20 protein-coding genes are annotated in these 24,203 nt (G+C 66.4%); 16 read left to right on the top strand and 4 right to left on the bottom strand.

Translation table 11 applies throughout. From position 1 onward, the window contains the following. Positions 1 to 224 precede the first annotated feature (224 nt). The 7 genes from AC07PA_RS06745 (at position 225) to AC07PA_RS06715 (ending at position 8,838) form a co-directional block, all read left to right on the top strand. The gene (locus tag AC07PA_RS06745; protein ID WP_145694589.1) at positions 225 to 1,805 is read left to right on the top strand and encodes an ABC transporter substrate-binding protein; all 1,581 of its coding nucleotides are present in this window, start codon (positions 225 to 227) and stop codon (positions 1,803 to 1,805) included. A gap of 133 nt (positions 1,806 to 1,938) precedes the next feature. Beyond that, the gene (locus AC07PA_RS06740) at positions 1,939 to 2,919 is read left to right on the top strand and encodes an ABC transporter permease (RefSeq protein WP_007856603.1); all 981 of its coding nucleotides are present in this window, start codon (positions 1,939 to 1,941) and stop codon (positions 2,917 to 2,919) included. Between the two features lies 1 nt (position 2,920). Further along, a complete protein-coding gene (locus AC07PA_RS06735) occupies positions 2,921 to 4,138 on the top strand; it encodes a M20 aminoacylase family protein (protein ID WP_007856604.1) in 1,218 nt (405 codons plus the stop codon). Positions 4,139 to 4,208: 70 nt separating this feature from the next. Next, positions 4,209 to 5,786 (top strand): ABC transporter substrate-binding protein, encoded by a 1,578-nt coding sequence (locus tag AC07PA_RS06730; protein WP_007856605.1) that lies wholly within the window; start codon positions 4,209 to 4,211, stop codon positions 5,784 to 5,786. Between the two features lie 108 nt (positions 5,787 to 5,894). Beyond that, positions 5,895 to 6,806, top strand: coding sequence for an ABC transporter permease (locus AC07PA_RS06725; protein ID WP_007856606.1), 912 nt, complete (start codon positions 5,895 to 5,897; stop codon positions 6,804 to 6,806). A 26-nt stretch (positions 6,807 to 6,832) separates the two neighbouring features. Beyond that, positions 6,833 to 7,813 (top strand): ABC transporter ATP-binding protein, encoded by a 981-nt coding sequence (locus tag AC07PA_RS06720; protein WP_007856607.1) that lies wholly within the window; start codon positions 6,833 to 6,835, stop codon positions 7,811 to 7,813. Then, positions 7,810 to 8,838 carry an ABC transporter ATP-binding protein gene (locus tag AC07PA_RS06715; RefSeq protein ID WP_007856608.1) on the top strand — a complete coding sequence of 343 codons (1,029 nt, stop codon included), beginning with the start codon at positions 7,810 to 7,812 and terminating at the stop codon, positions 8,836 to 8,838. The genes AC07PA_RS06720 and AC07PA_RS06715 overlap by 4 nt, the downstream gene beginning before the upstream one ends. Before the next feature lie 87 nt (positions 8,839 to 8,925). Here the strand turns inward: AC07PA_RS06715 and AC07PA_RS06710 are convergent, their stop codons facing one another. Beyond that, complete coding sequence (locus AC07PA_RS06710; RefSeq protein WP_007856609.1) at positions 8,926 to 9,534, bottom strand: TetR/AcrR family transcriptional regulator; 609 nt, start codon at positions 9,532 to 9,534, stop codon at positions 8,926 to 8,928. A gap of 112 nt (positions 9,535 to 9,646) precedes the next feature. Between AC07PA_RS06710 and fabF the strand changes: the two genes are divergently transcribed. After that, positions 9,647 to 10,972: a beta-ketoacyl-ACP synthase II gene (fabF, locus tag AC07PA_RS06705; protein ID WP_494608637.1), complete on the top strand. Its 1,326-nt coding sequence runs from the start codon at positions 9,647 to 9,649 to the stop codon at positions 10,970 to 10,972. A gap of 21 nt (positions 10,973 to 10,993) precedes the next feature. On the opposite strand, the gene AC07PA_RS06700 is transcribed toward fabF, so the two are convergent. Beyond that, on the bottom strand, positions 10,994 to 11,839 hold the full coding sequence (locus AC07PA_RS06700; protein WP_108016385.1) for a MurR/RpiR family transcriptional regulator: 846 nt from the start codon (positions 11,837 to 11,839) through the stop codon (positions 10,994 to 10,996). A gap of 232 nt (positions 11,840 to 12,071) precedes the next feature. Between AC07PA_RS06700 and AC07PA_RS06695 the strand changes: the two genes are divergently transcribed. Genes AC07PA_RS06695 through tal form a run of 4 tightly spaced genes read left to right on the top strand, consistent with a single transcriptional unit; the run spans position 12,072 to position 17,388 of the window. Further along, positions 12,072 to 13,085: an ABC transporter substrate-binding protein gene (locus AC07PA_RS06695; RefSeq protein ID WP_007857791.1), complete on the top strand. Its 1,014-nt coding sequence runs from the start codon at positions 12,072 to 12,074 to the stop codon at positions 13,083 to 13,085. Continuing rightward, positions 13,085 to 15,319, top strand: a complete 2,235-nt coding sequence (locus AC07PA_RS06690) for an ABC transporter permease (RefSeq protein WP_494608638.1) — start codon at positions 13,085 to 13,087, stop codon at positions 15,317 to 15,319. Before AC07PA_RS06695 ends, AC07PA_RS06690 begins: the two co-directional genes overlap by 1 nt. A gap of 31 nt (positions 15,320 to 15,350) precedes the next feature. Then, a complete protein-coding gene (locus tag AC07PA_RS06685; protein ID WP_494608639.1) occupies positions 15,351 to 16,415 on the top strand; it encodes an ABC transporter ATP-binding protein in 1,065 nt (354 codons plus the stop codon). A gap of 25 nt (positions 16,416 to 16,440) precedes the next feature. Then, the gene (gene tal, locus AC07PA_RS06680; RefSeq protein ID WP_007857794.1) at positions 16,441 to 17,388 is read left to right on the top strand and encodes a transaldolase; all 948 of its coding nucleotides are present in this window, start codon (positions 16,441 to 16,443) and stop codon (positions 17,386 to 17,388) included. Between the two features lie 46 nt (positions 17,389 to 17,434). Here tal and AC07PA_RS06675 read toward each other — a convergent pair whose 3' ends face one another. Then, positions 17,435 to 18,844 (bottom strand): sensor histidine kinase, encoded by a 1,410-nt coding sequence (locus AC07PA_RS06675; protein WP_007857795.1) that lies wholly within the window; start codon positions 18,842 to 18,844, stop codon positions 17,435 to 17,437. Between the two features lie 9 nt (positions 18,845 to 18,853). Next, entirely contained in the window at positions 18,854 to 19,579 is a 726-nt protein-coding gene (locus AC07PA_RS06670; protein ID WP_007857796.1) for a response regulator transcription factor, read from the bottom strand. A 238-nt stretch (positions 19,580 to 19,817) separates the two neighbouring features. Between AC07PA_RS06670 and AC07PA_RS06665 the strand changes: the two genes are divergently transcribed. From AC07PA_RS06665 to AC07PA_RS06650, 4 genes are all read left to right on the top strand, one after another. Next, on the top strand, positions 19,818 to 21,068 hold the full coding sequence (locus AC07PA_RS06665; RefSeq protein ID WP_007857797.1) for an ABC transporter substrate-binding protein: 1,251 nt from the start codon (positions 19,818 to 19,820) through the stop codon (positions 21,066 to 21,068). 85 nt (positions 21,069 to 21,153) lie between these two features. Next, positions 21,154 to 22,278: a carbohydrate porin gene (locus AC07PA_RS06660; protein ID WP_238541887.1), complete on the top strand. Its 1,125-nt coding sequence runs from the start codon at positions 21,154 to 21,156 to the stop codon at positions 22,276 to 22,278. Positions 22,279 to 22,445: 167 nt separating this feature from the next. Next, a complete protein-coding gene (locus AC07PA_RS06655; RefSeq protein WP_007857799.1) occupies positions 22,446 to 23,330 on the top strand; it encodes a carbohydrate ABC transporter permease in 885 nt (294 codons plus the stop codon). After that, positions 23,320 to 24,189, top strand: coding sequence for a carbohydrate ABC transporter permease (locus tag AC07PA_RS06650; RefSeq protein ID WP_007857801.1), 870 nt, complete (start codon positions 23,320 to 23,322; stop codon positions 24,187 to 24,189). The genes AC07PA_RS06655 and AC07PA_RS06650 overlap by 11 nt, the downstream gene beginning before the upstream one ends. The last annotated feature ends 14 nt before the right edge of the window (positions 24,190 to 24,203 follow it).

Genomic DNA, 24,203 nt, shown 5'->3' with positions numbered 1-24,203 from the left:
CGATTCACTGGCGCAAAGCGCCGAATCCAGGCCCTGTCAGGCCTGCCGGCCCATCACCCGTCGGCAGCACAGGCCAGCGCTGCGCTGGCACCTTACTTGCATGTCAACAGGCCTCACCAGGGCAGGAATAGTCCCTCGCAACGGGCCGGGATTCAGGGATTTCCCGTTGGCCGATGGCCGCTATTTACTGCATAGTAAAACTTTTACATTGTTGAAGAGGTTTCATGAAACTCAATCTCAGCCTGCTGTCGATTGCCGCAGCTGCCGCCATGCTGATGGCCACGGGTGCTAATGCCAAACCATTCAAATGGGCGAGCCAGGGCGAAATCGCCACGTGGGATATTCATTCCCAAAACAACGCGTTGCAAAACGGCATCCATGCCAATGTGTATGAGAGCCTGGTTTATTACAACAGCAAGACCTTCGAGGTCGAGCCCGTCCTGGCCACGGCCTGGAAGGAAGTGACCCCCACCCAGGTGCGTTTCACGCTGCGCCAGGGTGTCAAGTTCCATGATGGCTCGGCCTTCACCGCCGACGACGCCGTGTACTCGCTGCAGCGGGCCATGGCCAAGACCTCCAACTTCACACCCTACGTCCAGGGCATCACCAAGATCAACAAGGTCGACGCGCAGACCATCGACGTCATCCTGTCGGCCCCCAATCCCGTGCTGCTGCGCCAGATGACCGAGCTGCGCATGATGAGCAAGGCCTGGGCCGAGAAGAACCGCTCCGTGGAACCCAAGGACATCAAGGGCACGGACGAGAACTTCGCCCACCGCAACGCCATGGGCACCGGCCCCTACACGCTCGACTCCTGGCAGGCCGACGTGAAGATGGTCTTCAAGCGCAACCCCAACTGGTGGGGCAAGATGGACGGCAACGTGACGGAAATCGTCTACACCCCCATCAAGTCGGCAGCCACCCGCATCGCCGCGCTGCTGTCGGGTGAGGTGGACATGGTGCTCGACCCCGCACCCCAGGATCTGGGTCGCCTGCGCCAGGACAGCAACCTGAAGGTCATCGACGGCCTCGAAAACCGCACCATCTTCCTGGGCATGGACCAGTTCCGCGAGGAACTGCCGGGCTCCAACGTCAAGGGCAAGAACCCGCTCAAGGATGTCAAGGTGCGCAAGGCGCTGTACCAGGCCATCGACACGGCCTCGCTGGAGCGCGTGACCCTGCGCGGCCTGGGCAAGCCCACCGGCACGCTCGTGGCGCCCCAGGTGGCCGGCTACACCGAAGCCGTGGGCAAGCGCTTCCCCTACAGCGTGGACGCTGCCAAGAAACTGCTGGCCGAAGCCGGCTACCCCGATGGCTTCGAAGTCGACTTTGCATGCCCCAACAACCGCTACATCAATGACGAGGCCATCTGCCAGGCCGTGACCGCCATGTGGTCGCGCATCGGCGTGAAGGCCAAGCTGCGCACACTGCCGCTGGTGACCTACTTCCCGATGATCCAGCGCTACGAAGCCAGCATCTACATGCTGGGCTGGGGCGTTCCGACCTTCGACGCGCTGTACAGCCTGCAATCGCTGGTGCGCAGCGTGGGCCAAGGCGGTGACGGCAACTACAACGTGGGCCGCTACAGCAACCAGCGCATGGACTACCTGGTGGACCGCATCAAGGCCGAAACCGACGCCCCCGTGCGCTCGCGCATGCTGACCGAGGCGCTGCAACTGTCCAACGACACGGTCTCGCACATTCCTCTGTATGACCAGGTGATCCCGTGGGCCATGAAGAAGAACATCGAGGTCGTCCACCGCGCCGATAACCGCGTGGACATGCGCCTGGTCAAGGTGAACTGATCTATCCTCGCAGATGGAGGGCAAGGGCCTGTCGGGCCTTTGCTCTCCTTGGTTTTTTCCGACACGATTCCCACGAGCGCCCCGCCACCAAAAGTGGCCAAGGCGTCCCATCGAATACACACTCGACTCTCCGATGCTTGCCTTTATTTTGCGCCGCCTGATCCAGGCCGTGATCGTCATGGTCACGGTGGCCTTCATCTCCTTCATGCTGTTCCAGTACGTCGGAGACCCTGTGGTGTTCTTGCTGGGCCAGGACGCAACACCCGAGCAGATCCGCGAACTGCGCGTGGCGCTGGGTCTGGACAAACCCTTCTTCATACAGTTCGGCCACTTCCTCGTGAATGCCGCCCAGGGCGAATTCGGCCTGAGCCTGCGCCAGGGCGCCAAGGTTTCGCGCCTGATCGCAGAACGCTTTCCCGCCACGCTGGAGCTGGCCATGGTGGCCGCCGTGCTGGCCCTGGCGCTCGGCGTTCCCATGGGTGTGTATGCGGCCCTCAAGCGCGGTACCTTCACCAGCCAGCTGTTCATGACGCTGTCGCTGCTGGGCGTCTCGCTGCCCACCTTCCTGATCGGCATCCTGCTGATCCTGGTGTTTGCCGTGCACCTGGGCTGGTTCCCGAGCTTCGGGCGCGGCGAGGTGGTGCAACTGGGCTGGTGGAGCACCGGCCTGCTCAAGGCCAAGGGCTGGCACCACATCGTCCTGCCGGCGGTGACGCTGGCCATCTTCCAGCTCACGCTGATCATGCGGCTGGTGCGCGCCGAGATGCTGGAGGTGCTGCGCACCGACTACATCAAGTTCGCACGTGCGCGGGGCCTGTCCAACCGGGCCATCCACTTCGGCCACGCCCTCAAGAACACGCTGGTGCCCGTGATGACCATCACCGGCCTGCAGCTCGGCGGTCTGATCGCCTTCGCAATCATTACCGAGACGGTGTTCCAGTGGCCTGGCATGGGCCTCTTGTTCATCCAGGCAGTGACCTTTGCCGACATCCCCGTGATGGCCGCCTACCTGTGCCTGATTGCCCTGATCTTCGTGGTCATCAACCTGGTGGTCGACCTGCTGTACTTCGCCGTCGATCCGCGCCTGCGCGTGGGCAAGGCCGGAGGCCATTGAGATGCAGGCGAGCCGACTCAAGGCGGGCGGCCGGGCCTTCGCGCACATTGCGCAGTTCCATCCAGAACTCACGGCCCTGCGCCGCGACCTGCATGCGCACCCCGAGCTGGGCTTCGAAGAGGTGTACACCGGTGCCCGGGTCAAGGAGGCCCTCAAGGTCTGCGGCGTGGACGAGGTCCATGACGGCATCGGCCGCACCGGGCTGGTGGCGGTGATCCGTGGGCGTAGCACGGCCAGCGGCTCCATGGTGGGCCTGCGCGCCGACATGGATGCGCTGCCGCTCACCGAGCACAACGACTTTTCCTGGAAGTCCTGCAAGCAGGGTCTGATGCACGGCTGCGGCCACGATGGCCACACGGCCATGCTGGTGGGCGCGGCCCGCTACCTGGCCGAGACGCGCAATTTCGACGGCACGGCGGTGCTGGTGTTCCAGCCCGGCGAGGAAGGCTTTGCCGGCGCCCGCGTGATGATGGAGGACGGCCTGTTCGAGCGCTTCCCCGTGCAGTCGATCTTTGCCATGCACAACTGGCCGGCGATGGCACCCGGCACGGTGGGCCTGAACTCCGGCGCCATGATGGCGGCGGCGGACCGCATCACCATCGAGATCACGGGCCGCGGCGGCCATGGCGCCCACGCCTACCAGACGGTGGACGTGATGCTCGTGGCGGCGCACATCATCACGGCCGCGCAGACCATCGTCTCGCGCAACGTGCGCCCGCTCGACGGCGCGGTGGTCAGCCTGTGCGCCATGCAGGCCGGTGACCTCGGCGCCTTCAGCGTGCTGCCGGGTTCGGCCACGCTGGTGGGCACGGTGCGCACCTTCAACCCGGTGGTGCAGGAGATGGTCGAAAAGCGCCTCAAGGAGCTGTGCAGCGCGATTGCGCTGGGCTTTGGTGCCACGGCCACCGTGCACTACGAGCGCATCTACCCGGCCACCATCAACTCCGAGGACGAAGCGCTCTTTGCCGGCAACGTGGCCGAATCGCTGGTCGGTGCCGACCACGTGGTGCGCGACCTGGAGCCCAGCATGGGCGCCGAGGACTTCTCCTTCATGCTGCAGGACAAGCCCGGCGCCTACCTGCGCATAGGGCAGGGCACGGGTGCCAGCGGCAGCGCACTGCACAACAGCCGATACGACTTCAACGACGAGATTCTGCCGCTGGGCTCTGCCTTGCATGCCAGCCTGATCGAACAGGCCATGCCCCTGCCCACGCTCTGACAGAGCCACCGGTACCTGCGCCTTTTTTCCCCTTGTACCGCAACCCCCTTTCACCCACCAGGAGAACTGCATGACATTTCAAAAAAAACTGGCCATGACGGCCTTGTTCGCCGCGCTGGCTGCGTCCAGCGTGGTGGCCAATGCGCAGACCATTCGCGTGGCCAACCAGGGCGACTCGCTGTCCATGGACCCGCACTCGCTCAATGAATCCCTGCAGCTGAGCGTCACTGGCAACGTCTACGAGCCGCTGGTCGGCCGCAACAAGGACCTGAGCCTGGCCCCGGCCCTGGCCACGAGCTGGAAGCAGACTTCCCCCACGGTGTGGCGTTTCGAGCTGCGCAAGGGCGTGCAATTCCACGACGGCACGCCCTTCACGGCCGACGACGTGGTCTTCAGCTTCGGCCGCACGCAGGTCGAGGGTTCGGACATGAAGAGCTACACCAACGACTTCAAGGAAGTGCGCAAGATCAACGACCACACGGTCGAGATCGAGACCAAGACACCGTTCCCCATCCTGCCCGATGTGGTTTCGCTGGTGTACATGATGAGCAAGAAGTGGTGCGAGACCAACCAGGCCATGGGACCTGTGGACCGCCGCAAGGGCATCGAGAACGCTGCATCGTTCAAGGCCAATGGCACGGGCCCCTTCCGTCTGCGCGAACGCCAGCCCAACGTGCGCACGGTGTTCACGCGCAACGGTACCTACTGGGGCAAGATCGACAGCAATGCCTCTGAGGTTGTCTTCACGCCCATCGGCAACGACGCCACCCGCGTGGCGGCCCTGCTGTCGGGCGAAGTGGACGTGATGGAACCGGTGCCTGTGCAGGACATCGAGCGCGTCAACACCAGCGCCAACACGCGTGCCATCACCGGCCCCGAGTTGCGCACCATCTTCCTGGGCATGGACCAGAAGCGCGACGAACTGCTGTACTCCAACGTCAAGGGCAAGAACCCCTTCAAGGACAAGCGCGTGCGCCAGGCCTTCTACCAGGCCATCGACATCGACGGCATCAAGCGCACCGTGATGCGCGGCGCCTCCAACCCGTCGGCCCTGCTGGTGGGCCCCGGCATCAACGGCTTCCAGCCCGATGCCAAGCGCCTGCCCTACGATGTCGAAGCCGCCAAGAAGCTGATGACCGAAGCCGGCTACCCCAACGGCTTCGAAGTGTCGATGAACTGCCCCAACGACCGCTACGTGAACGACGGCCGCATCTGCCAGACCGTGGCCGCCAACCTCTCGCGCATCAACGTCAAGATCAACCTGCAGGCCGAGACCAAGGGCACTTACTTCCCCAAGATCCTGCGCCGCGACACCAGCTTCTACATGCTGGGCTGGACGCCCGCCACCTACGACTCGCACAACGCCCTCAATGCACTGGTGGCCTGCGTGGACGACAAGGGCGCCGGCCAGTTCAACCTGGGTTCGTACTGCAACCCCAAGGTGGACGAGCTGACCAAGAAGATCCAGGCCGAGACCGACAAGGCCAAGCGCGACGCCATGATCAAGGAGGCCTTCGACATCCATGCCGCCGACGTGGGCACGCTGCCCCTGCACCAGCAGGCCCTGGCCTGGGGTGTGAGCAAGAAGGTCACGCTGGTCCAGCTGGCCGACAACTTCATGCCCTTCAAGTGGATGAGCATCAAGTAAGCGCTTTCCTTTCCGAGTACCTCGATAGATAGAGACGGACATTCAGCAGACCAGCCACGCCGGTTGCTACCCGCGCCGCGCGTGCTGTCTGCCCACTGGTTTCCCACAATGAAAACAACCCTTGCCCGCTGGTTTGACAGCGACGTTGGCTACAGCTTCCGCACATCGCCCATGGCGATCGTCGCGGCGGTGATCGCCCTGATATGTCTGTTCTGCTCCCTGTTTGCAGGATGGGTCGCACCCCACAACCCCTTCGACCTGGCGACGCTGGAGCTCGGCGACGCGCGCCTGCCCCCCGCCTGGATTGCGGAGGGCTCCATGAAATACCCCCTGGGCACCGATGACCAGGGCCGCGACATCCTTTCGGCGCTGATCTACGGCGCCCGCATCTCCCTCGTGGTGGGCTTCGCCTCGGTGCTGCTGTCCGTGGTGGTCGGTGTGGCCTTCGGCCTGCTGGCAGGCTTTCGCGGTGGCTGGATCGACGCGGTGCTCATGCGCCTGTGCGACGTGATGCTGTCCTTCCCTGCCATCCTGGTGGCCCTGCTGATCGCAGGCGTCGGCCGGGCGCTGTTCCCCAATGCCCACGAGTCGCTGGCCTTCGGGGTGCTCATCATCTCCATCTCGCTGACCGGCTGGGTGCAGTACGCCCGCACCGTGCGCGGCTCCACGCTGGTCGAGCGCAACAAGGAATACGTGCAGGCCGCCCGTGTCACGGGGGTCTCCTCGCTGCGCATCATGCGCAAGCACGTGCTGCCCAACGTGATGGGCCCGGTGATGGTGCTGGCCACCATCCAGGTCGCCACCGCCATCATCACCGAGGCCACGCTGTCCTTCCTGGGCGTGGGTGCTCCGCCCACCTCGCCATCGCTGGGCACGCTGATCCGCATCGGCAACGACTACCTGTTCTCCGGCGAGTGGTGGATCACAGTGTTCCCCGGCGCCATGCTGGTGCTGATCGCTTTGTCCGTGAACCTGCTCGGCGACTGGCTGCGCGACGCCCTGAACCCGCGTCTGCGTTGAACAAGAACAAGAAAAGCGATATTCCCATGAGTCTTCTAGAAGTCAAAAACCTCGTTGTCGAATTCCCGAGCCGCCGCGGTACCCTGCGCGCCCTGGACGACATCTCCTTTTCCATCGCGCCCGGCGAGATCCTGGGCGTGGTGGGAGAGTCCGGCGCGGGCAAGTCGCTCACCGGCGCGGCCATCATCGGCCTGCTCGAACCCCCGGGCCGCGTGGCCTCGGGCCAGATCCTGCTGGAGGGCCAGCGCATCGACAACCTCACCAGCGACCAGATGCGGCACATCCGCGGGCGGCGCATCGGCGCCATCTTCCAGGACCCGCTGACCTCGCTGAACCCGCTGTACACGGTGGGCCGCCAGCTCACCGAAACCATTCTTGCGCACCTTCCCGTGAACGCCGCAGAAGCGCGCCAGCGCGCCATCTCGCTGCTGCAGGACACCGGCATCCCCGCCGCCGCCGAGCGCATCGACCACTACCCGCACCAGTTCTCGGGCGGCATGCGCCAGCGCGTGGTGATCGCCCTGGCCCTGGCGGCCGAGCCCAAGCTCATCGTGGCCGACGAGCCGACCACCGCGCTGGACGTGTCCATCCAGGCGCAGATCATCACGCTGCTGAAGAACATCTGCAAATCGCGCGGCGCCGCCGTCATGCTGATCACGCACGACATGGGCGTGATCGCCGAGACCTGCGACCGCGTGGCCGTGCTGTATGCCGGCCGCGTGGCCGAGATCGGCCCCGTGCACGATGTCATCAACAAGCCCTCCCACCCCTACACGAGCGGCCTGATGGCCTCCATCCCCGATATGGCGGTGGACCGTGAACGCCTGAACCAGATCGACGGAGCCATGCCCCGCCTCAACGCCATCCCCAAGGGCTGCGCCTACAACCCGCGCTGCCCCAAGACCTTTGACCGCTGCATGGTCGAGCGGCCCGACCTGATGCCTGCCGGGTCCACCCGCGCGGCCTGCTGGCTGCACGCCCCTGCCACGGCGGAGGTGTCCGCATGAGCGCCGTGCCTTCCACCACCGCAAGCGCCGGCAAGCCACTCGTGCAGGCGCACGACCTGGCCAAGACCTTCGACGTCTCTGCCCCCTGGCTCAACCGCATGATCGAGCGCAAGCCACGCACCCTGCTGCATGCGGTGGACGGCGTGAGCTTCGAGATCGAAAAGGGCAAGACCCTGGCCCTGGTGGGCGAGTCGGGCTGCGGCAAGAGCACCGTGGCGCGCCTGCTGGTGGGCCTGTACGAGCCCACGCGCGGCGGCCTTACCTTCGACAACCAGGACGCCCACGCCGCCTTCAAGGGCAACGACGCGCGTGCCATGCGCCGGCGCATCCAGATGATCTTCCAGGACCCGTACGCGAGCCTGAACCCGCGCTGGCTGGTGGAAGACATCATCGGCGAGCCGCTGCGTGAGCATGGGCTGATCACCGACAAGGCCGAGCTCAAGCAGCGCGTGGGCGAGCTGCTGCAGTCGGTGGGCCTGTCGCCGCTGGACATGGTCAAGTACCCGCACCAGTTCTCGGGCGGGCAGCGCCAGCGCATCTCGATCGCGCGCGCCCTGGCCACCGAGCCCGAGTTCCTGGTCTGCGACGAGCCCACCTCGGCGCTCGACGTCTCGGTGCAGGCGCAGGTGCTCAACATCATGAAGGACCTGCAGCGCGAGCGGCACCTGACCTACCTGTTCATCTCGCACAACCTGGCCGTGGTGCGCCACGTGAGCGACCAGGTCGGCGTGATGTACCTGGGGCGCCTGGTGGAGCTGGCGGACAAGCACACGCTGTTCGACAACCCGCGCCACCCGTACACGCGCATGCTGCTCGATGCCATTCCCAAGATGCACGACACCGGCAAGGCGCGCACCCCGGTGCAGGGCGAAGTGCCCAACCCGCTCAATCCGCCACCTGGCTGCGCCTTCAACCCGCGCTGCCCGCATGTGAACGACCGCTGCCGCACCGAGCGCCCGCAACTGCTGAGCATCGGCGGTATCCGCATCGCCTGCCATGCGGTGGAAGAGGGGCGCATCCAGTAGGTCCTGGCCAGCGGTGCCGGTACGACCCAGGGCTCCTTCGGGAGCCCTTTTTCATGCCGGATCCGTTCCGTGCGCGCCCGCCGCGTATCAGGGGCGCTCGGAGCCTGCAACCAGGTGCTCGCGCAGGGTCGCGAGGATCTCGTCGGACAGGGCTGGTCGCCCCGCCGCCGTGGCGCGCGCCAGCACCAGCCCGCCGACCATGGTGGCCAGCATCTGCATGGCACGCGTGCGGCCTTCGGCGCTGGGCTGCTCGCCTGGTTCCAGGCCTTCGATCACGCGGGCAAAGCGCTCGATGTTGCGTTCGATGCCTTGCGCAAACACCTCGGACAGATCGCTTCCGGCACGCGCTGCATCCACTGCCAGGGCCGCCGCAGGGCAGCCTTCGCCCGGGTGGTCGCGGTGCTGGGTCGAGAGATAGCTGGTGACGCGCGCCGCAAGGCCTTCGCTGCCAGTACCCATGCGGCCCTCCATGCCGTCGAGCGGGGCAATCGACCAGTCGAAGGCACGCGCGCAGGCCTCGCGCACCAACGCATCCTTGTTCTCGAAGTGCCGGTACAGGCCGCCGTGGGTCAGCCCCGCATCGCGCGTGATGTCGGCCACCCCCACGCCCGCCAGGCCATGCTCGCGGTACAGGCGCGCGGCAGCATCCAGGATGCCCTGGCGGTTCTCCGCGGACTGCGCCTTCGAGACTTTCATGGGGGAGACCTCTTTTTGATGATGGTCGTACGCAAAAATGCGCCAAGACACTTATGATGACGCCCGCAATCATAAATGCGCGGCCCGCGCCGCGCGCTGAAAGGGTAGAGCGATGGTGAATGAACTCAAGGGAACACAGGAACCGGGCCAGGGCCTGCGCCTGCCGCGCGTGGTGATCACGGGCATGGGCCTGGTATCACCCCTGGGCGTCGGGGTGGAGCTGGCCTGGCGCCGCCTGCTGGCAGGCGCCTCGGGCCTGCGGCGCCTGCCCGATGCCGTGGTGGAGGGGCTGGCGGCCAAGGTCGGTGGCGCGGTGCCGACGAAGGAGCAGGACCCCGAAGGCGGTTGGGACCCCGACACCGTCGCCTCGTCCAAGGACCAGCGCAAGATGGACCGCTTCATCCCCTTCGCCCTGGGCGCCGCGCAGCAGGCGCTGGCGCAGGCCGGCTGGGCGCCGACGGGCGAGAAGGAGCAGCAGCGCACCGCCACCGTGATCGCTTCGGGAATCGGCGGCTTCGGCGCCATTGCCGAGGCCGTGCGCACTACCGACACGCGCGGGCCGCAGCGCCTGTCACCGTTCACCGTGCCGTCCTTCCTGGTCAATCTGGCGGCCGGCCATGTGTCCATACGCCACGGGCTCAAGGGCCCGCTGGGAGCGCCCGTGACGGCCTGCGCAGCCAGTGTGCAGGCCATTGGCGACGCCGCGCGCATGATCCGCTGCGGCGAGGCCGACATTGCCGTGTGCGGCGGCACCGAGGCCACCATCGACCGCGTGAGTCTGGGCGGCTTTGCGGCGGCCAAGGCGCTGTCCACCGGCTTTGCCGACCAGCCTGAGCAGGCCTCGCGTCCCTTCGATGCGGCACGCGACGGCTTCGTGATGGGCGAGGGCGCAGGCATGCTGGTGATCGAATCGCTGGACCATGCGCTGGCGCGCGGCGCCACGCCGCTGGCCGAGGTCGTGGGCTATGGCACCTCGGCCGATGCCCACCACATCACCTCAGGCCCCGAGGACGGCGATGGAGCGCGCCGCGCCATGGAGATCGCGCTGGCCCAGGCGGGCCTGGCGGCCAGCGAGGTGCAGCACCTCAACGCCCACGCCACCTCCACCTACGTGGGTGACCGGGGCGAGCTGGCTGCGATCCGCCGCGTGTTCGGCACCGGCAAGTCGGTGGCCGTTGCCTCCACCAAGGCGGCCACGGGCCACCTGCTGGGGGCGGCGGGTGCCGTGGCGGCCATCTTCACCACGCTGGCCTTGCGCGACCAGGTCGTGCCCGCCACGCGCAACCTCGACCATCCCGACGAGCTGGCCGAGGGCATGGACATGGTGGCGGGCGCCAGCCGCCCCATGGCGTTGGAGCACGCGATGCTCAATGGCTTTGGTTTTGGCGGCGTGAACGCAACCCTGGTGCTCAAGCGCTGGGCGCCGGCGGCTGCGTGAAGAGGGGGTAAGAGGAGATACCTACGCGTAGCGTTTGGCGCGCAGGTTCTCTTTCATCTGCTGCAGGATGGGCTGCAGCGGGCTGCCGATGCGCAGGGCCACGCAGGTGGCCAGCACGTCGATGATGAGCAGGTGCATGAGCCGCGACACCATGGGGCTGTAGCGGTCGTAGCCCTCGGGGTGGTCCGCGGCCAGGTGGATCTGGCAGGTGCTGGCCAGCGGCGAGCCGCTGGCCGTGATGGCAATGGTGGTTGCGCCGTTCTTGCGCGCGATATCGGCCGCATCCATCAGGTCGCGCGTGCGCCCCGAGTTGGAGACGATCACCAGGCAGTCGCCCGGGCCGAGCAGGGTGGCGCTCATCACCTGCATGTGGCCATCGCTGGTGGCGATGGAGGTCACGCCCAGGCGGAAGAACTTGTGCTGCGCGTCCTGTGCCACGATGCCCGAGTTGCCCACCCCGTAGAACTCGATGCGCCGCCCGGTCTTCCAGGTGGCGGCAATGGCTTCGGCCGCACGCTCCAGCGCCACGGTGCTCGCGGCATTGCGGTACTGCAAGAAGGCGGCCACCGCGTTGTCCACCACCTTCACCAGCACGTCGCCGGTCTTGTCGTCCGCATCCACGCTGCGGTGGATGAAGGGCACGCCCTCGCTCACGCTGCCTGCGAGCTTGAGCTTGAAGTCGGCCAGCCCGTCATAGCCCATGCTGCGGCAAAACCGCACCACGGTGGGCTTGCTCACATGGGCGCGTTCGGCCAGCTCGCGCACGGGCAGGCGCGCAAAGCTGCGCGGGTCGGCCAGCACGAGCTTGCCCACGCGCTGCTCTGCAGGGGCGAGGGACGACAGGGAGGCGGTGATGCGGTCAAGCACGCTGGCAGGTCCTCGGGGGCACCATGTTCATGGCTGGTTGGGATGGTTGCGATCAATGGTAACTGGGTTTCATCGATTGGGGGGAGCGCATGAAACCCTGATGCCACCCGGCGGCGGGCACACGGGTGTGAGCGCCTGCCTTCGTGTAATCCCGCTGGTCGCCTCGAAGGGGCCATCGTAGGATGTTTGTCATTAAACTGTCACTAAACAAACAACTACAGAAAGAGACTCCATGCAGAAATTCCTTGCGGGCACTGCGTTGGCGCTGGCGGCTTCCGGCGCCCTGGCACAGGGCCAGGTCAACATCATCTGCTCCGTGCAGGCCGAGTGGTGCAACCTGATGTCCACCGTCTATGCCAAGACCACCGGCACCAAGGTCAACATGACGGCCAAGGGCTCGGGCGAGGCATTGGCCCAGCTCAATGCCGAGAAGGCCAACCCCAAGACCGACATCTGGTTCGGCGGCACGGGCGACCCGCATCTGCAGGCGGCCGAGCAGGGCCTGACGCTCGAGTACAAGTCCCAGCAGCTCACGCAGCTGTACCCCTGGGCGCAAAAACAGGCGTCCGACTCCAAGTACCGCACCGTGGGTGTCTACCTGGGCCCGCTGGGCTTTGGCTACAACAAGGAACTGCTGGCCAAGCGCAAGCTCAATCCGCCCCAGTCCTGGGCCGACCTGCTCAAGCCCGAGTTCAAGGGCGAGGTGCAGATGGCCAACCCCGCTTCGAGCGGAACGGCCTACACCATGATCGCCACACTGGTACAGATCATGGGCGAGGAGAAGGCCTTCGACTACCTCAAGGCGCTGCATCCCAACATCAGCGCCTATACCCGCTCCGGCACGGCACCGGTCAAGGCGGCCGCGCGCGGCGAGACCACGGTGTCGGTGAGCTTCGTGCACGACGTGACCACCGAGGCCGTCAATGGTTTTCCCGTGGGCTCGACCACCCCGTCCGAAGGCACGGGCGCCGAGGTGGGTTCGATGAGCATCGTCAAGAACGGCCCCAACACCGAGGCGGCCAAGAAGTTCTATGAGTGGGCGCTCACGCCTGGCGGCCAGCAGTTCGGCCTGGCGGCCAAGCAGTTCCAGTTGCCCAGCAACACCCAGGTGCCCCGGGATCCCCGCATGACGGACCCGGCCAAGATGAAGCTCATCAACTACGACTACGCCAAGTACGGCGCGAGCGCCGAGCGCCGCCGCCTGATCGCGCGCTGGGAAAAAGACGTCCAGAACGCCGGGCGCTGATGTCGGCGCACGCATTGCAGGCGCCGCTGGCCGGCAGGCCCGCGGTCAACCAGTCGCTGTGGGTGTGGCTGGCACTGGGCCTGGTGGGCTACGTGGCGCTGCCCTGGTATGCCCAGCAGGATGCCAATGGCCTGACCGTGCTGGGCCAGGTCTTCAGCCAGGCGCAGACGGGCAGCGGGCTCATGCAGGCCGCTGCCTTCGGGCGGCCCTGGTTGTGGCTGGCGCTGCTGGGCCTGGCGATCGCTGGCGTGGGCGCGCTGCTGCCCGCCGGGCGCAGGCAGGGCGGCTGGCTGGTGCTGGGCGGTGGCCTGGGCCTGGCGTCCCTGCTGGTCAGCGGCTTTGCCATCGGTGCACGCGGCTGGGCCTTCGACTGGCTCAACGCCAGCTTCGGCGAGCTGGCCATGCGCCAGCCCGGCGTGGGCTGGGGCGGCTTCGTGGTGCTCACGGCCCTGCTGGTGCTGGCGTCGTTCGGCGTGGCGCGGCGCGGTTACTTCAAGGGCGACCTGTTCGTGGCCGCGGCCGTGCTCGGCATGGGCAGCCTGCTGGCGCTGTTCATCGTGTTCCCGGTGCTCAAGGCGCTCAGCGGTGCCTTCTTCCTGGAAGACGGGCCGTTCTCATTGGCCGTGATGTGGGAGCGCGTGGCGCACGAGCGCAACTTCGGCCTGGCCTGCCTGGCTGGCGGCCAGCGCTGCGGCGTGGCCTGGAACACGCTGTTCCTGGGCCTCATGACGGCGGCCAGCACCACCTTGCTCGGCACCTTCATGGCGCTGATGGCCGAGCGCGCCTCGCGCCGCTACGCGCGGCCGCTGAACATCGTGGCGCTGCTGCCCATCATCACGCCGCCCTTCGTCGTGGGCCTGGGGCTGATCCTGCTGTTCGGCCGCGCAGGCGTGTTCAACCAGCTCCTCGAATACGCCTTCGGCATCACGCCCTCGCGCTGGTTCTACGGCTGGCTCGGCGTGTGGGTGGCGCAGACCTTCGCCTTCACGCCCATTGCCTTCATGATCATGCGCGGCGTGGTGCAGGGCGTGGCACCCAGCCTCGAAGAGGCGGCCCAGACCCTGCGCGCCAGCCCGCACCAGACCTTCATGACGGTGACTCTGCCGCTGCTCAAGCCCGGTCTGGCCAATGCCTTCCTGGTGGGCTTCATCGAGAGCATGGCCGACTTCGGCAACCCCATCGTGGTCGGCGGCCAGTTCTCGGTGCTGTCCACCGAGATCTTCTTCGCCATCGTCGGCGCGCAGTACGACCAGGGGCGTGCGGCCTCGCTGGCGTGGATCCTCACGCTGTTCGCGCTGGCGGTGTTCGCCATCCAGCGCGCGCTGCTCGGGCGGCAGAACTTCACCACCGTCTCGGGCAAGGGCGATGCAGGCATCGCCATGCCGCTGCCCACGGGCGTGCGCCGCGTGGTGCATTCGGTGGCGCTGCCGTGGATGGCCTTCACGCTCATCGTCTACCTGTTCGCGCTGGCTGGCGGCTTTGTGCAGACCTGGGGGCGCGACTACACCATCACGCTCAACCACTTTCGCACCGCGTTCAACATGGAGTGGGGCGAGTTCGGTGTGGTGTGGGCCGGCACGGCCTGGAACTCGTTCTTCACCACCATCAAGCTGGCTGCCCTGTCGGCGCCGCTCACGGCGGCGCTGGGCATCGGCATTGCCTGGCTGCTGGCGCGCACCGAGTTCAAGGGGCAGGGGGCTTTCGAGTTCTCGGCCCTGCTGGCTTTCGCCATCCCGGGCACGGTGCTGGGGGTGAGCTACATCCTGGCCTTCAACGTGCCGCCGTTCGAGCTCACGGGCACGGCGCTGATCATCGTGCTGTGCTTCATGTTCCGCAACCTGCCGGTGGGCGTGCGCGCCGGCACGGCGGCGTTCAAGCAGCTCGACCGCTCGCTCGACGAGGCCTCGCTGATGCTGCGCGCCGGCAGCGTGCAGACGCTGCGCCACGTGGTGCTGCCATTGCTCAAGCCGGCCCTGGTGGCTGCGCTGGTCTACAGCTTCGTGCGTGCCATCACGACCGTGAGCGCGGTGATCTTCCTGGTCACGGCCGAGAACGAGCTGGCCACCACCTACATCATCGGCCGCGTGGGCAATGGCGACTACGGCGTGGCTCTGGCCTATTGCACGGTGCTGATCGTGCTGATGTCGCTGGCCATCGCGCTGATCCAGTGGCTGGTGGGCGAGCGCAAGCTGGGCCGGCGCTCAGGCGCAGCCGCCATGCCCGCCCCCCACTGAACCCATGCTGAATGCTGAGAGAAATGACACCATGAACAACAGCGGCGCGGGTATCGTGTTTCGCAACATCACCAAGCGCTACGGGGCCGACGCCTCGGCGGCGCTGGCGGTCAAGGGCATCAGCTTCGAGGTGCCGCGCGGCACGCTGACCACCATTCTGGGCCCCTCGGGCTGCGGCAAGACCACCACCCTGCGCATGATCGCCGGTCTCGAATCGCCCACCTCGGGAGAGATCTTCATCGGCGGCCGGGACGTCACCACGCTGGGCCCGGCCCAGCGCAACGTGAGCATGATGTTCCAGAGCTACGCGCTGTTCCCGCACATGAACGTGGTGGAGAACGTCTCTTACGGCCTGCGCATGTCCGGCCTGGCCAAGGAGGTGGCGCGCAGCAAGGCCGTCGATGCGCTGCGCGGCGTGGGGCTGGTGGGCTATGACGATCGCCTGCCCAGCGAACTCTCGGGTGGCCAGCAGCAGCGCGTGGCGCTGGCGCGCGCCCTGGTGCTGGAGCCCGAGGTGCTGCTGTTCGATGAACCGCTGTCCAACCTCGATGCGCGGCTGCGCCGCGAGATGCGCGAGGAGATCCGCGCGCTGCAGCAGCGCCTGTCGCTCACGGTGGCCTACGTCACGCACGACCAGGCCGAGGCCATGGCCGTGAGCGACCAGATCATCGTCATGGACCAGGGTCTGATCGCGCAGAGCGGCACCCCCCAGGCGCTGTACGAAGCGCCGCGCACCGAGTTCGTCGCGGGCTTCATGGGCGAGGCCATGCTGTTCCCCGGCACCGCGCTGGCCGATGGCTCGGTGCAGCTCGGCCCGCTGGTGATACGCCCGCGCACCGCGGCCGCGCCGGGCCCGGTGAAGGTGGCGGTGCGCCCCGAGGCCTGGAGCATCCAGCGTGCCGGCGAAGACCTGCTGCCCGCCACGCTGCGCAAGCGTGCCTACCTGGGCGCCGTGTACGAATACACCTTCGAGACGGCGCTGGGCAGCATCTTTGTCGTCTCCTCCGACCTGGGCGATTTGCTGGCCGTCGGCGAAGCGGTGCAGCTCGCTCTGGGCGTGCACGGCGTATCGGTGCTTGGTAGTACAAGACCCTGACGCGGCGATGCGGAATAATGGGGGCATGAACCAACTCGACGCCCTCAAACAGTTCACCACCGTGGTTGCCGACACCGGCGACTTCAAGCAGCTGGCCCAGTTCCAGCCCCAGGACGCGACGACCAACCCGTCGCTGATCCTCAAGGCCGTGCAAAAGCCCGAGTACGCACCGCTGCTCACGGACACGGTGAACCAGTTCCGTGGCCGGCCCATGGACGAGATCATCGACCGCCTGATCGTGCGCTTCGGCCGCGAGATCCTGGACACGATCCCGGGCCGCGTCTCCACCGAGGTGGATGCGCGCCTGAGCTTCGACACAGAGGCCACGATCACGCGCGGCGAGCGCATCATCGAGCTGTACCAGGCCGAAGGCATCCACATCGACCGCGTGCTGATCAAGGTAGCCGCCACCTGGGAAGGCATCCAGGCGGCCGAAAAGCTCGAGCAGCGCGGCATCCACACCAACCTCACCCTGCTGTTCTCGTTCTGCCAGGCCGTGGCCTGCGGCCAGGCCAAGGTGCAGCTGATCTCGCCCTTCGTGGGCCGCATCTACGACTGGTACAAGAAGCAGGCCGGCGCCCAGTGGGATGAGGCCGCGCGCTCGGGTGCGAACGACCCTGGCGTGCAGTCCGTGGCGCAGATCTACAACCACTACAAGCACTTCGGCATCGCCACCGAGGTCATGGGCGCGAGCTTTCGCAACACCGGCCAGATCACCGCGCTGGCCGGCTGCGACCTGCTCACCATCGCCCCCGACCTGCTGGCCCAGCTGGCCGCCAGCGACGCCCCGCTGGCCCCGGCGCTCGATGCGGCGGCCGCCAAGACCCTGGATCTGCCGGTCGTGAACTACGACGAGGCGGGCTTCCGCTATGCGCTCAACGAAGACGCCATGGCCACCGAGAAGCTGGCCGAGGGCATCCGCGGTTTTGCGGTGGATGCCGTGAAGCTGGAGAAGCTGATCCTCGCGGCCTGACTCCGCAGGGCGCCACGCGCCCTGCGGACGGACGAACTCAACCCCGTCAGGCCCGCAGCGGTGCCGCGCTGAGCGGCACCTTCAGGCCCACCCGCAGGCCATGCGGGACCACGGGCTCGGCGAAGGTCTGGCCTGCGTGCTGGAGTGCGATTTCCTCGACGATGGACAGGCCCAGGCCGCAGCCGCCGGGCTTGTCCGAGCCGCGCCAGAAACGCGCGAACAGGTCACGCAGGTGGGCCGGCTCCACGCCCGGGCCATCGTCTTCCACGGCCAGGGTGGCCAAGCCGGCACCCGCAATGTCCACCCGCACCGTCACCGTGGCGCCATGGCCTGCGTAGTGCAGGGCGTTGTCGATGAGGTTGTTGAGCGCCTCGCGCAGCAGCAACGGGTGGCCTTGCACGGCCAGTTGTTCCTCGCCCTCGTAGCCCAGGTCCACGCCGCTGGCCACGGCACGTGCAGCCCAGTCGCGGGCCACCTCGCGCGCCAGGGCAGGCAGGTCCAGGGTCTGCATGGCCACGCTGCTTTCCGAGCGCGCCAGCTGCAGCAGCTGGTGCACCAGGTGGGCACTGCGCCGCGCAGCCGACAGCACCTTGTGCAGCCTCTCTTGCACAGCCGGCTCGCGGCTCTCGTGCAGTGCCAGTTCGGTCTGGCCGATCAGGCCCGCGAGCGGCGTGCGCAGCTGGTGGGCGGCATCGTTGAGGAAACGCTTTTCCTTTTGCTGGCCGCGCGCCACGGCCTCCAGCAAGGCGTTGATGGTGCTGGCCAGCGAGTGCACCTCCTGCGGCGCCGAGGTCAGTTCGATGGGCGGCAAGGGGTCGGCCGTGTTGCGCTTGCGGGCACCGGCCTTTTCGATCTGCGCCTCCAGGCGCTTCAGGGGCTGCAGGCCGCGCAGCACGCCGGCATACACCACGGCGCTTAGCGCCAGCCCCATCAGGCCCATGGGCAGCAGCATCTGCTCGAGCAGCTCCTGCGCGATGCGCTCGCGCACCGTGAGGCTTTGCGCCACCTGCACGCGCAGGCGCTGGCGCGTCTGCGGCGTGCCGTAGTCCACGTCGAGCAGGGCCACGCGCACCGGACGGTCGTCCACCCGCGCCTGGTACAGGAACGGGTCGCCCACCGCCACGTCCACCGGCGGCGGCGGTGGCAACTGTGCGTTGCCCAGCAGGAAACGGCCCGGCGGCGAAGACACCATGTAGGTGATGCGGTCGGCCGGGTCCTGCTCCAGGATGTCCTGCGCGGCCTTCGGAAAATCGACCAGCAGCCCATCGCCGATAGGCTTGATCTGGCGCGCCAGCGCGCGCACCGACTGGGTCAGCGTCTGGTCGATGCCCTTCTCGCCGTTCTGCAGCGCAATGCGCCAGGCCAGGAAGCCGCCCGACAGCCACAGCACGAGCTGGGGCAGCAGCAGCCACAGCAACAGCTTGCGTTGCAGGGAAACACCGGGAATGGGGCGCATGGACGCGGTCTACTCGGCAGGCCTGGCCAGCATGTAGCCCAGCCCGCGGATGTTGCGGATCACCAGGTTCGAGGCGTCGAGCTTCCTGCGCAGGCGGTGCACGTAGACCTCCAGCGCATTCGAGTTGAGTGGTGCGGCCGCCGCCTGCCCGGGCTCGGGCGGGCCGGCACGCCAGGCGGCAAGCACGTCGTCGCGCGTGACCACCTCGCCGCAGCGGTTCACCAGCAATTCCAGCAGTTCCCATTCGCGCTGCGTGAGCTCCAGCGGCTCACCGCCGAGCACGGCGCTGCGCTGGCCATGGTCGATCTGCAGGCTGCCGATGGCGGTACTGGGGCCGCCAGAGGCGCTGCTGGCCTGCGTGAATGCGGGCTGCCGCGCGCGCCGCAGCATGGCCTGCAGGCGGGCCTGCAGCTCCTGCATGTTGAAGGGCTTGGTGATGTAGTCGTCGGCCCCGGCGTTCAGCCCGTGGATGCGGTCATCGATGCCGTCGCGCGCGGTGAGAATCAACACTGGCAGGCCGGCAATGTGGGTGCGCGCCCAGGTCAGCAGCTCCATGCCATCGGCGCCGGGCAGGCCCAGGTCGAGGATGATGCCGTCCACCGCCTGGCTTTGCAGCACGGCGGTGGCCTCGGCCACGCTGCAGGCCGTGCACACGTTGAAATCCAGTTGCTGGAGCTGGCCCGTCAAGGCGTCCAGCAGCAAGGCATCGTCTTCGACTATCAATAGGGTGGCCATGGATAGAGGATAGCAAAGGGTCCTTCGTGCAGGCGCGGGGGAGTGTTCACAGCAGGGAAAGCACCGAGGCGCAGGCGGCGTCGTAATTCGATAACAGTGGAATTCCATTGGCGTGTAACGCACACCCCGGGAAAGCCCTGATATGTTCATTAATTATTGTAATTAAAGTACCGACTGCGCTGACCGGCATGGGTCAGCCGGCGCACAAACGGACTCACACAAACGAGGAGACATGGGTATGTGGAAGTTGACAAAAGTCGCCGCCGTCGCGGCGGTTCTGGCGGCATCGGCGACCGCCGGTGCAGGGGAAGTGGAGGTTCTGCACTACTGGACTTCGGGCGGAGAAGCCAAGTCGGTGGCCGAGCTCAAGAAGATCATGCAGGGCAAGGGCCATACCTGGCGTGACTTCGCCGTGGCCGGCGGTGGTGGCGACAGCGCCATGACCGTGCTCAAGAGCCGCGTGATCTCGGGCAACCCGCCATCGGCCGCCCAGACCAAGGGCCCGGCCATCCAGGAGTGGGCCTCCGAAGGCGTGCTGGCCAACATGGATGCACTGGCCAAGGCCGAGAAGTGGGACGAGCTGCTGCCCAAGGTGGTCGCCGACATCATGAAGTACAAGGGCGCCTACGTGGCCGCCCCCGTCAACGTGCACCGCGTCAACTGGATGTGGGGCAGCTCCGAGGCCCTGAAGAAGGCCGGCGTGACCGCCATGCCCAAGACCTGGGACGAGTTCTTCGCCGCAGCCGACAAGCTCAAGGCCGCAGGCCTGGTGCCCGTGGCCCACGGCGGCCAGAACTGGCAGGACTTCACCACCTTCGAATCGGTGGTGCTCGGCGTCGGCGGCCCCAAGTTCTACCAGGATGCCCTGGTCAAGCTCGACGACAAGGCCCTCAACAGCGACACCATGAAGAAGTCGCTCGAGACCTTCCGCCGCATCAAGTCCTATACCGACTCCGGCGCACCGGGCCGTGATTGGAACCTGGCCACGGCCATGCTGATCCAGGGCAAGGCGGGCTTCCAGCTCATGGGTGACTGGGCCAAGGGCGAGTTCCTGGCCGCCAACAAGGCGCCGGGCAAGGACTTCCTGTGCGCCGCAGCGCCGGGCACGACCACGTCCTACACCTTCAACGTGGACTCGTTCATCCTGTTCAAGCTCAAGGACGCAGCTGCCCAAAAGGCGCAGAGCGACCTGGCCAGCTCCATCATGAGCCCCGAGTTCCAGGAAGTGTTCAACCTGAACAAGGGCTCCATCCCGGTGCGCGCCGGCCAGAAGATGGACAAGTTCGACGACTGTGCCAAGGCCTCCGCCAAGGACTTCGTCGACACCGCCAAGAGCGCCAGCCTGCTGCCCAGCGTGGCCCACGGCATGGCCATCGCACCCGCCACGGAAGGTGCCATCAAGGACGCCGTCAGCCAGTTCTGGAATGACGACAAGGTGAGCGTCGCCGACGCCATGAAGAAGATCGCGACCGCCGCGAAGACCAAGTAGACCAACACTGAGGGATCCCATCATGATGAAAAGAAACCGCCTCACGGCGGTGGCTTTGGCCGCCGCATGCGCGATGAGTAGCGCTATGGCAATGGATGTTGCCGGCTTCGAGTTCAACGGTTACTCGCGGGGTGGCCCGGTGTTCAACCACTCCGACGGCGTCAAGGGCAACCTGTCGCTCGGCGGCGAGCTGCAGAAGTACCGCCTGGGCAACGAAGGCGACAACGGCATCGAAGTCAACTTCGCCCGCAGCTTCGAGGCCGGTGGCGTCAAGTGGAAGGTGAACTACATGCCCGCCAAGTGGGGCAGTGGTGACATCAGCACCGAGCAGGCCTATGTGGAAATGAGCGGCCTGTCGTTCTCGCCCGAAGCCAAGTTCTGGGTCGGCCAGCGCCGCCTGCGTATCCAGGACGTGCACATCGTCGACTACTTCCTGCTGAACTACGGCGACAACGTCGGTGCCGGCGTGACCGACGTGCCGATCGGCGGCATGAAGCTCGGCGTGGGCGTGTTCTCGGGCGACAAGTTCGACGGCAACCTGCCCAACGACGTCAAGGCACACCGCCTGAACGTCGACCTGTCCGAGATCAACACCAACCCCAACGGCAAGCTGCGTGTGCTGCTGACCGCGGTGGGCGGCAAGAACCAGGTCAACGGCGGCTCGGGTTCGGGCATCTCGCTGATGCACACCCAGAAGGACTTCCTGCTGTCCGGCGTGAGCAACACCCTGTACCTGCAGGGCTCGCGCGGCCATGCCCGCATCGACGGTGAGTTCGAAGCCATCGACGGCACCCGTCCTGGCCGCCGCTCCACGCGCATCGCCGACTCCATCAACTGGCAAAGCGGTCCCTTCGGCGGGCAGGCCCTGATTGGCTACCAGACCAACAAGACCGACCTGACGAATGTGGAGACCAAGGACTTCTCGCTGGGTGGACGCGGTTCGTACGCCCTCTCGAAGAACTTCAAGGCCCTGGCCGAAGTGTCGACCACCACACGCAAGGGCACGGGTCCTGACCAGCGCCTGAGCAAGGTGACGCTGGCCGGCGCCCTGGCCATGAACGAAGACTTCTGGTCGCGCCCCGAGCTGCGCCTGTACGTGACCAAGGCCAACTGGAACCAGGCGGCGGCGGTTGCGAATGCCGCGACCTTCGGTGCCAACGGCAAGACCTCGCGCACGCTGGTGGGTGTGCAGTACGAGATCTGGTGGTAAGAGGGAGTGAGTGTGAGAGCGAGTTAAGTCAGAGGTGACTTTGTTCTTGGGGGGCACTCCCTGTGTGCCCCCTTTTTTCCTTGTTGTTTTTCCTGTTGACGTGATGATGGACGGCGTGGCCGTCGCCCATGTCCCAGCCTGCGTATGCACCCGATGCTTCTTTTGCAATGACGACCAAGAACTCCTTTGAATCCTGGCTGCCCAAGCTGGTCGTCGCGCCAGCCTTCGTGCTGGGTTTTGCCTTCATTTACGGCCTGATGGTGTGGAACGGCGTGCTGAGCCTTTCCGCATCGCGCATGCTGCCCAACTACGAATGGGTGGGCTTGGCGCAGTACGAACGCCTGTGGGAGATGGACCGCTGGTGGGTGGCCCTCAAGAACCTGGGCATCTTCGGCGTGGGCTACGTGGGCGGCTCGCTGGCCATCGGTGTGGCGCTGGCCGTGCTGCTGGACCAGAAGATCCGCGCCGAAGGCGCGCTGCGCACGATTTACCTGTACCCCATGGCGCTGTCGTTCGTGGTCACCGGCACGGCCTGGAAGTGGCTGCTCAACCCGGGCCTGGGCATCGAGAAGATGGTGCGCGACTGGGGCTTTCCCAATTTCGAGTTCGGCTGGCTGGTGGACACCGAGATGGCCATCTACTGCGTGGTGATCGCCGGCATCTGGCAGAGCGCGGGCTTTGCGATGGCGCTGTTCCTCGCCGGCCTGCGCGGCATCGACGACAGCATCATCAAGGCCGCCCAGGTCGACGGTGCCTCGCTGCCACGCATCTACTGGCGCATCGTGCTGCCGGCGTTGCGCCCCGTGTTCTTTTCCACGCTGATGGTGCTGTCGCACCTGGCGATCAAGAGCTTCGACCTGGTGATGGCGCTCACGGCCGGCGGGCCCGGCTATGCCACCGACGTGCCCGCAACGTTCATGTACACCATGTCGTTCTCGCGCGGCCAGATCGGCCTGGGCGCGGCCAGCGCCACCATGATGCTGGCCACCGTGGCCGCCCTGGTCATTCCCTACCTGTACAGCGAATTGCGCAGCAAACCCCATGACCGCTAAGCCTTCCTTGTTTCCTTCCGTGGGCCGCCTGCTGGTCTATGCGGTGCTGGCCCTGGCCACCGCCTTCTTTTTGCTGCCGCTGTACGCGATGCTGGTCACCTCGTTCAAGGATGCCGAGGAGATCCGCAGCAGCGCGCTGCTGGCCCTGCCCGCCTCGCTGAACCTGTCTTCCTGGAGCACCGCCTGGTCCAGCGCCTGCACGGGTGTGGACTGCAACGGCCTGCGCCCCTTCTTTTGGAACTCGGTGGCCATGGCCGTGCCGGCCGTGCTGGTCTCCACGGTGTGGGGTGCGCTCAACGGCTACGTGCTCAGCCTGTGGAAGTTCCGCGGCAGCGACGCGCTGTTCGGCATGCTGCTGTTCGGCGTGTTCATGCCCTTCCAGGTGGTGCTGCTGCCCATGAGCCAGGTGCTCGGCTGGCTCGGGCTGTCGAGCTCGATCACGGGCCTGGTGCTGGTGCACTGCCTGGCGGGCCTGGCCGGCACCACGCTGTTCTTTCGCAACTACTACGCAGCGATACCGAAGGAGCTGGTGAACGCCGCGCGCATGGACGGCGCGAGCTTCTTCCAGATCTTCTGGCGCATCGTGCTGCCGCTGTCCACGCCCATCATCATGGTCACGCTGATCTGGCAGTTCACCAACATCTGGAACGATTTCCTGTTCGGCGTGGTGTTCTCGGGCACCGACTCCAAGCCGGTGACGGTGGGCCTGAACAACCTGGCCAACACCAGTTCCAGCGTCAAGGCCTACAACGTGGACATGGCGGCCGCCATCATCGCCGGCCTGCCGACCATGGTGATCTATGTGCTGGCGGGCAAATTTTTCGTGCGCGGGCTGACGGCCGGTGCGGTCAAGGGTTAAAGAGGTTAAGCAAT

It is taken from the genome of Acidovorax sp. GW821-FHT09B03 (genome assembly GCF_059418305.1).
The sequence above is the reverse complement of the archived record's forward strand: the minus strand, read 5'-3'. Positions and strand labels throughout refer to the sequence as shown.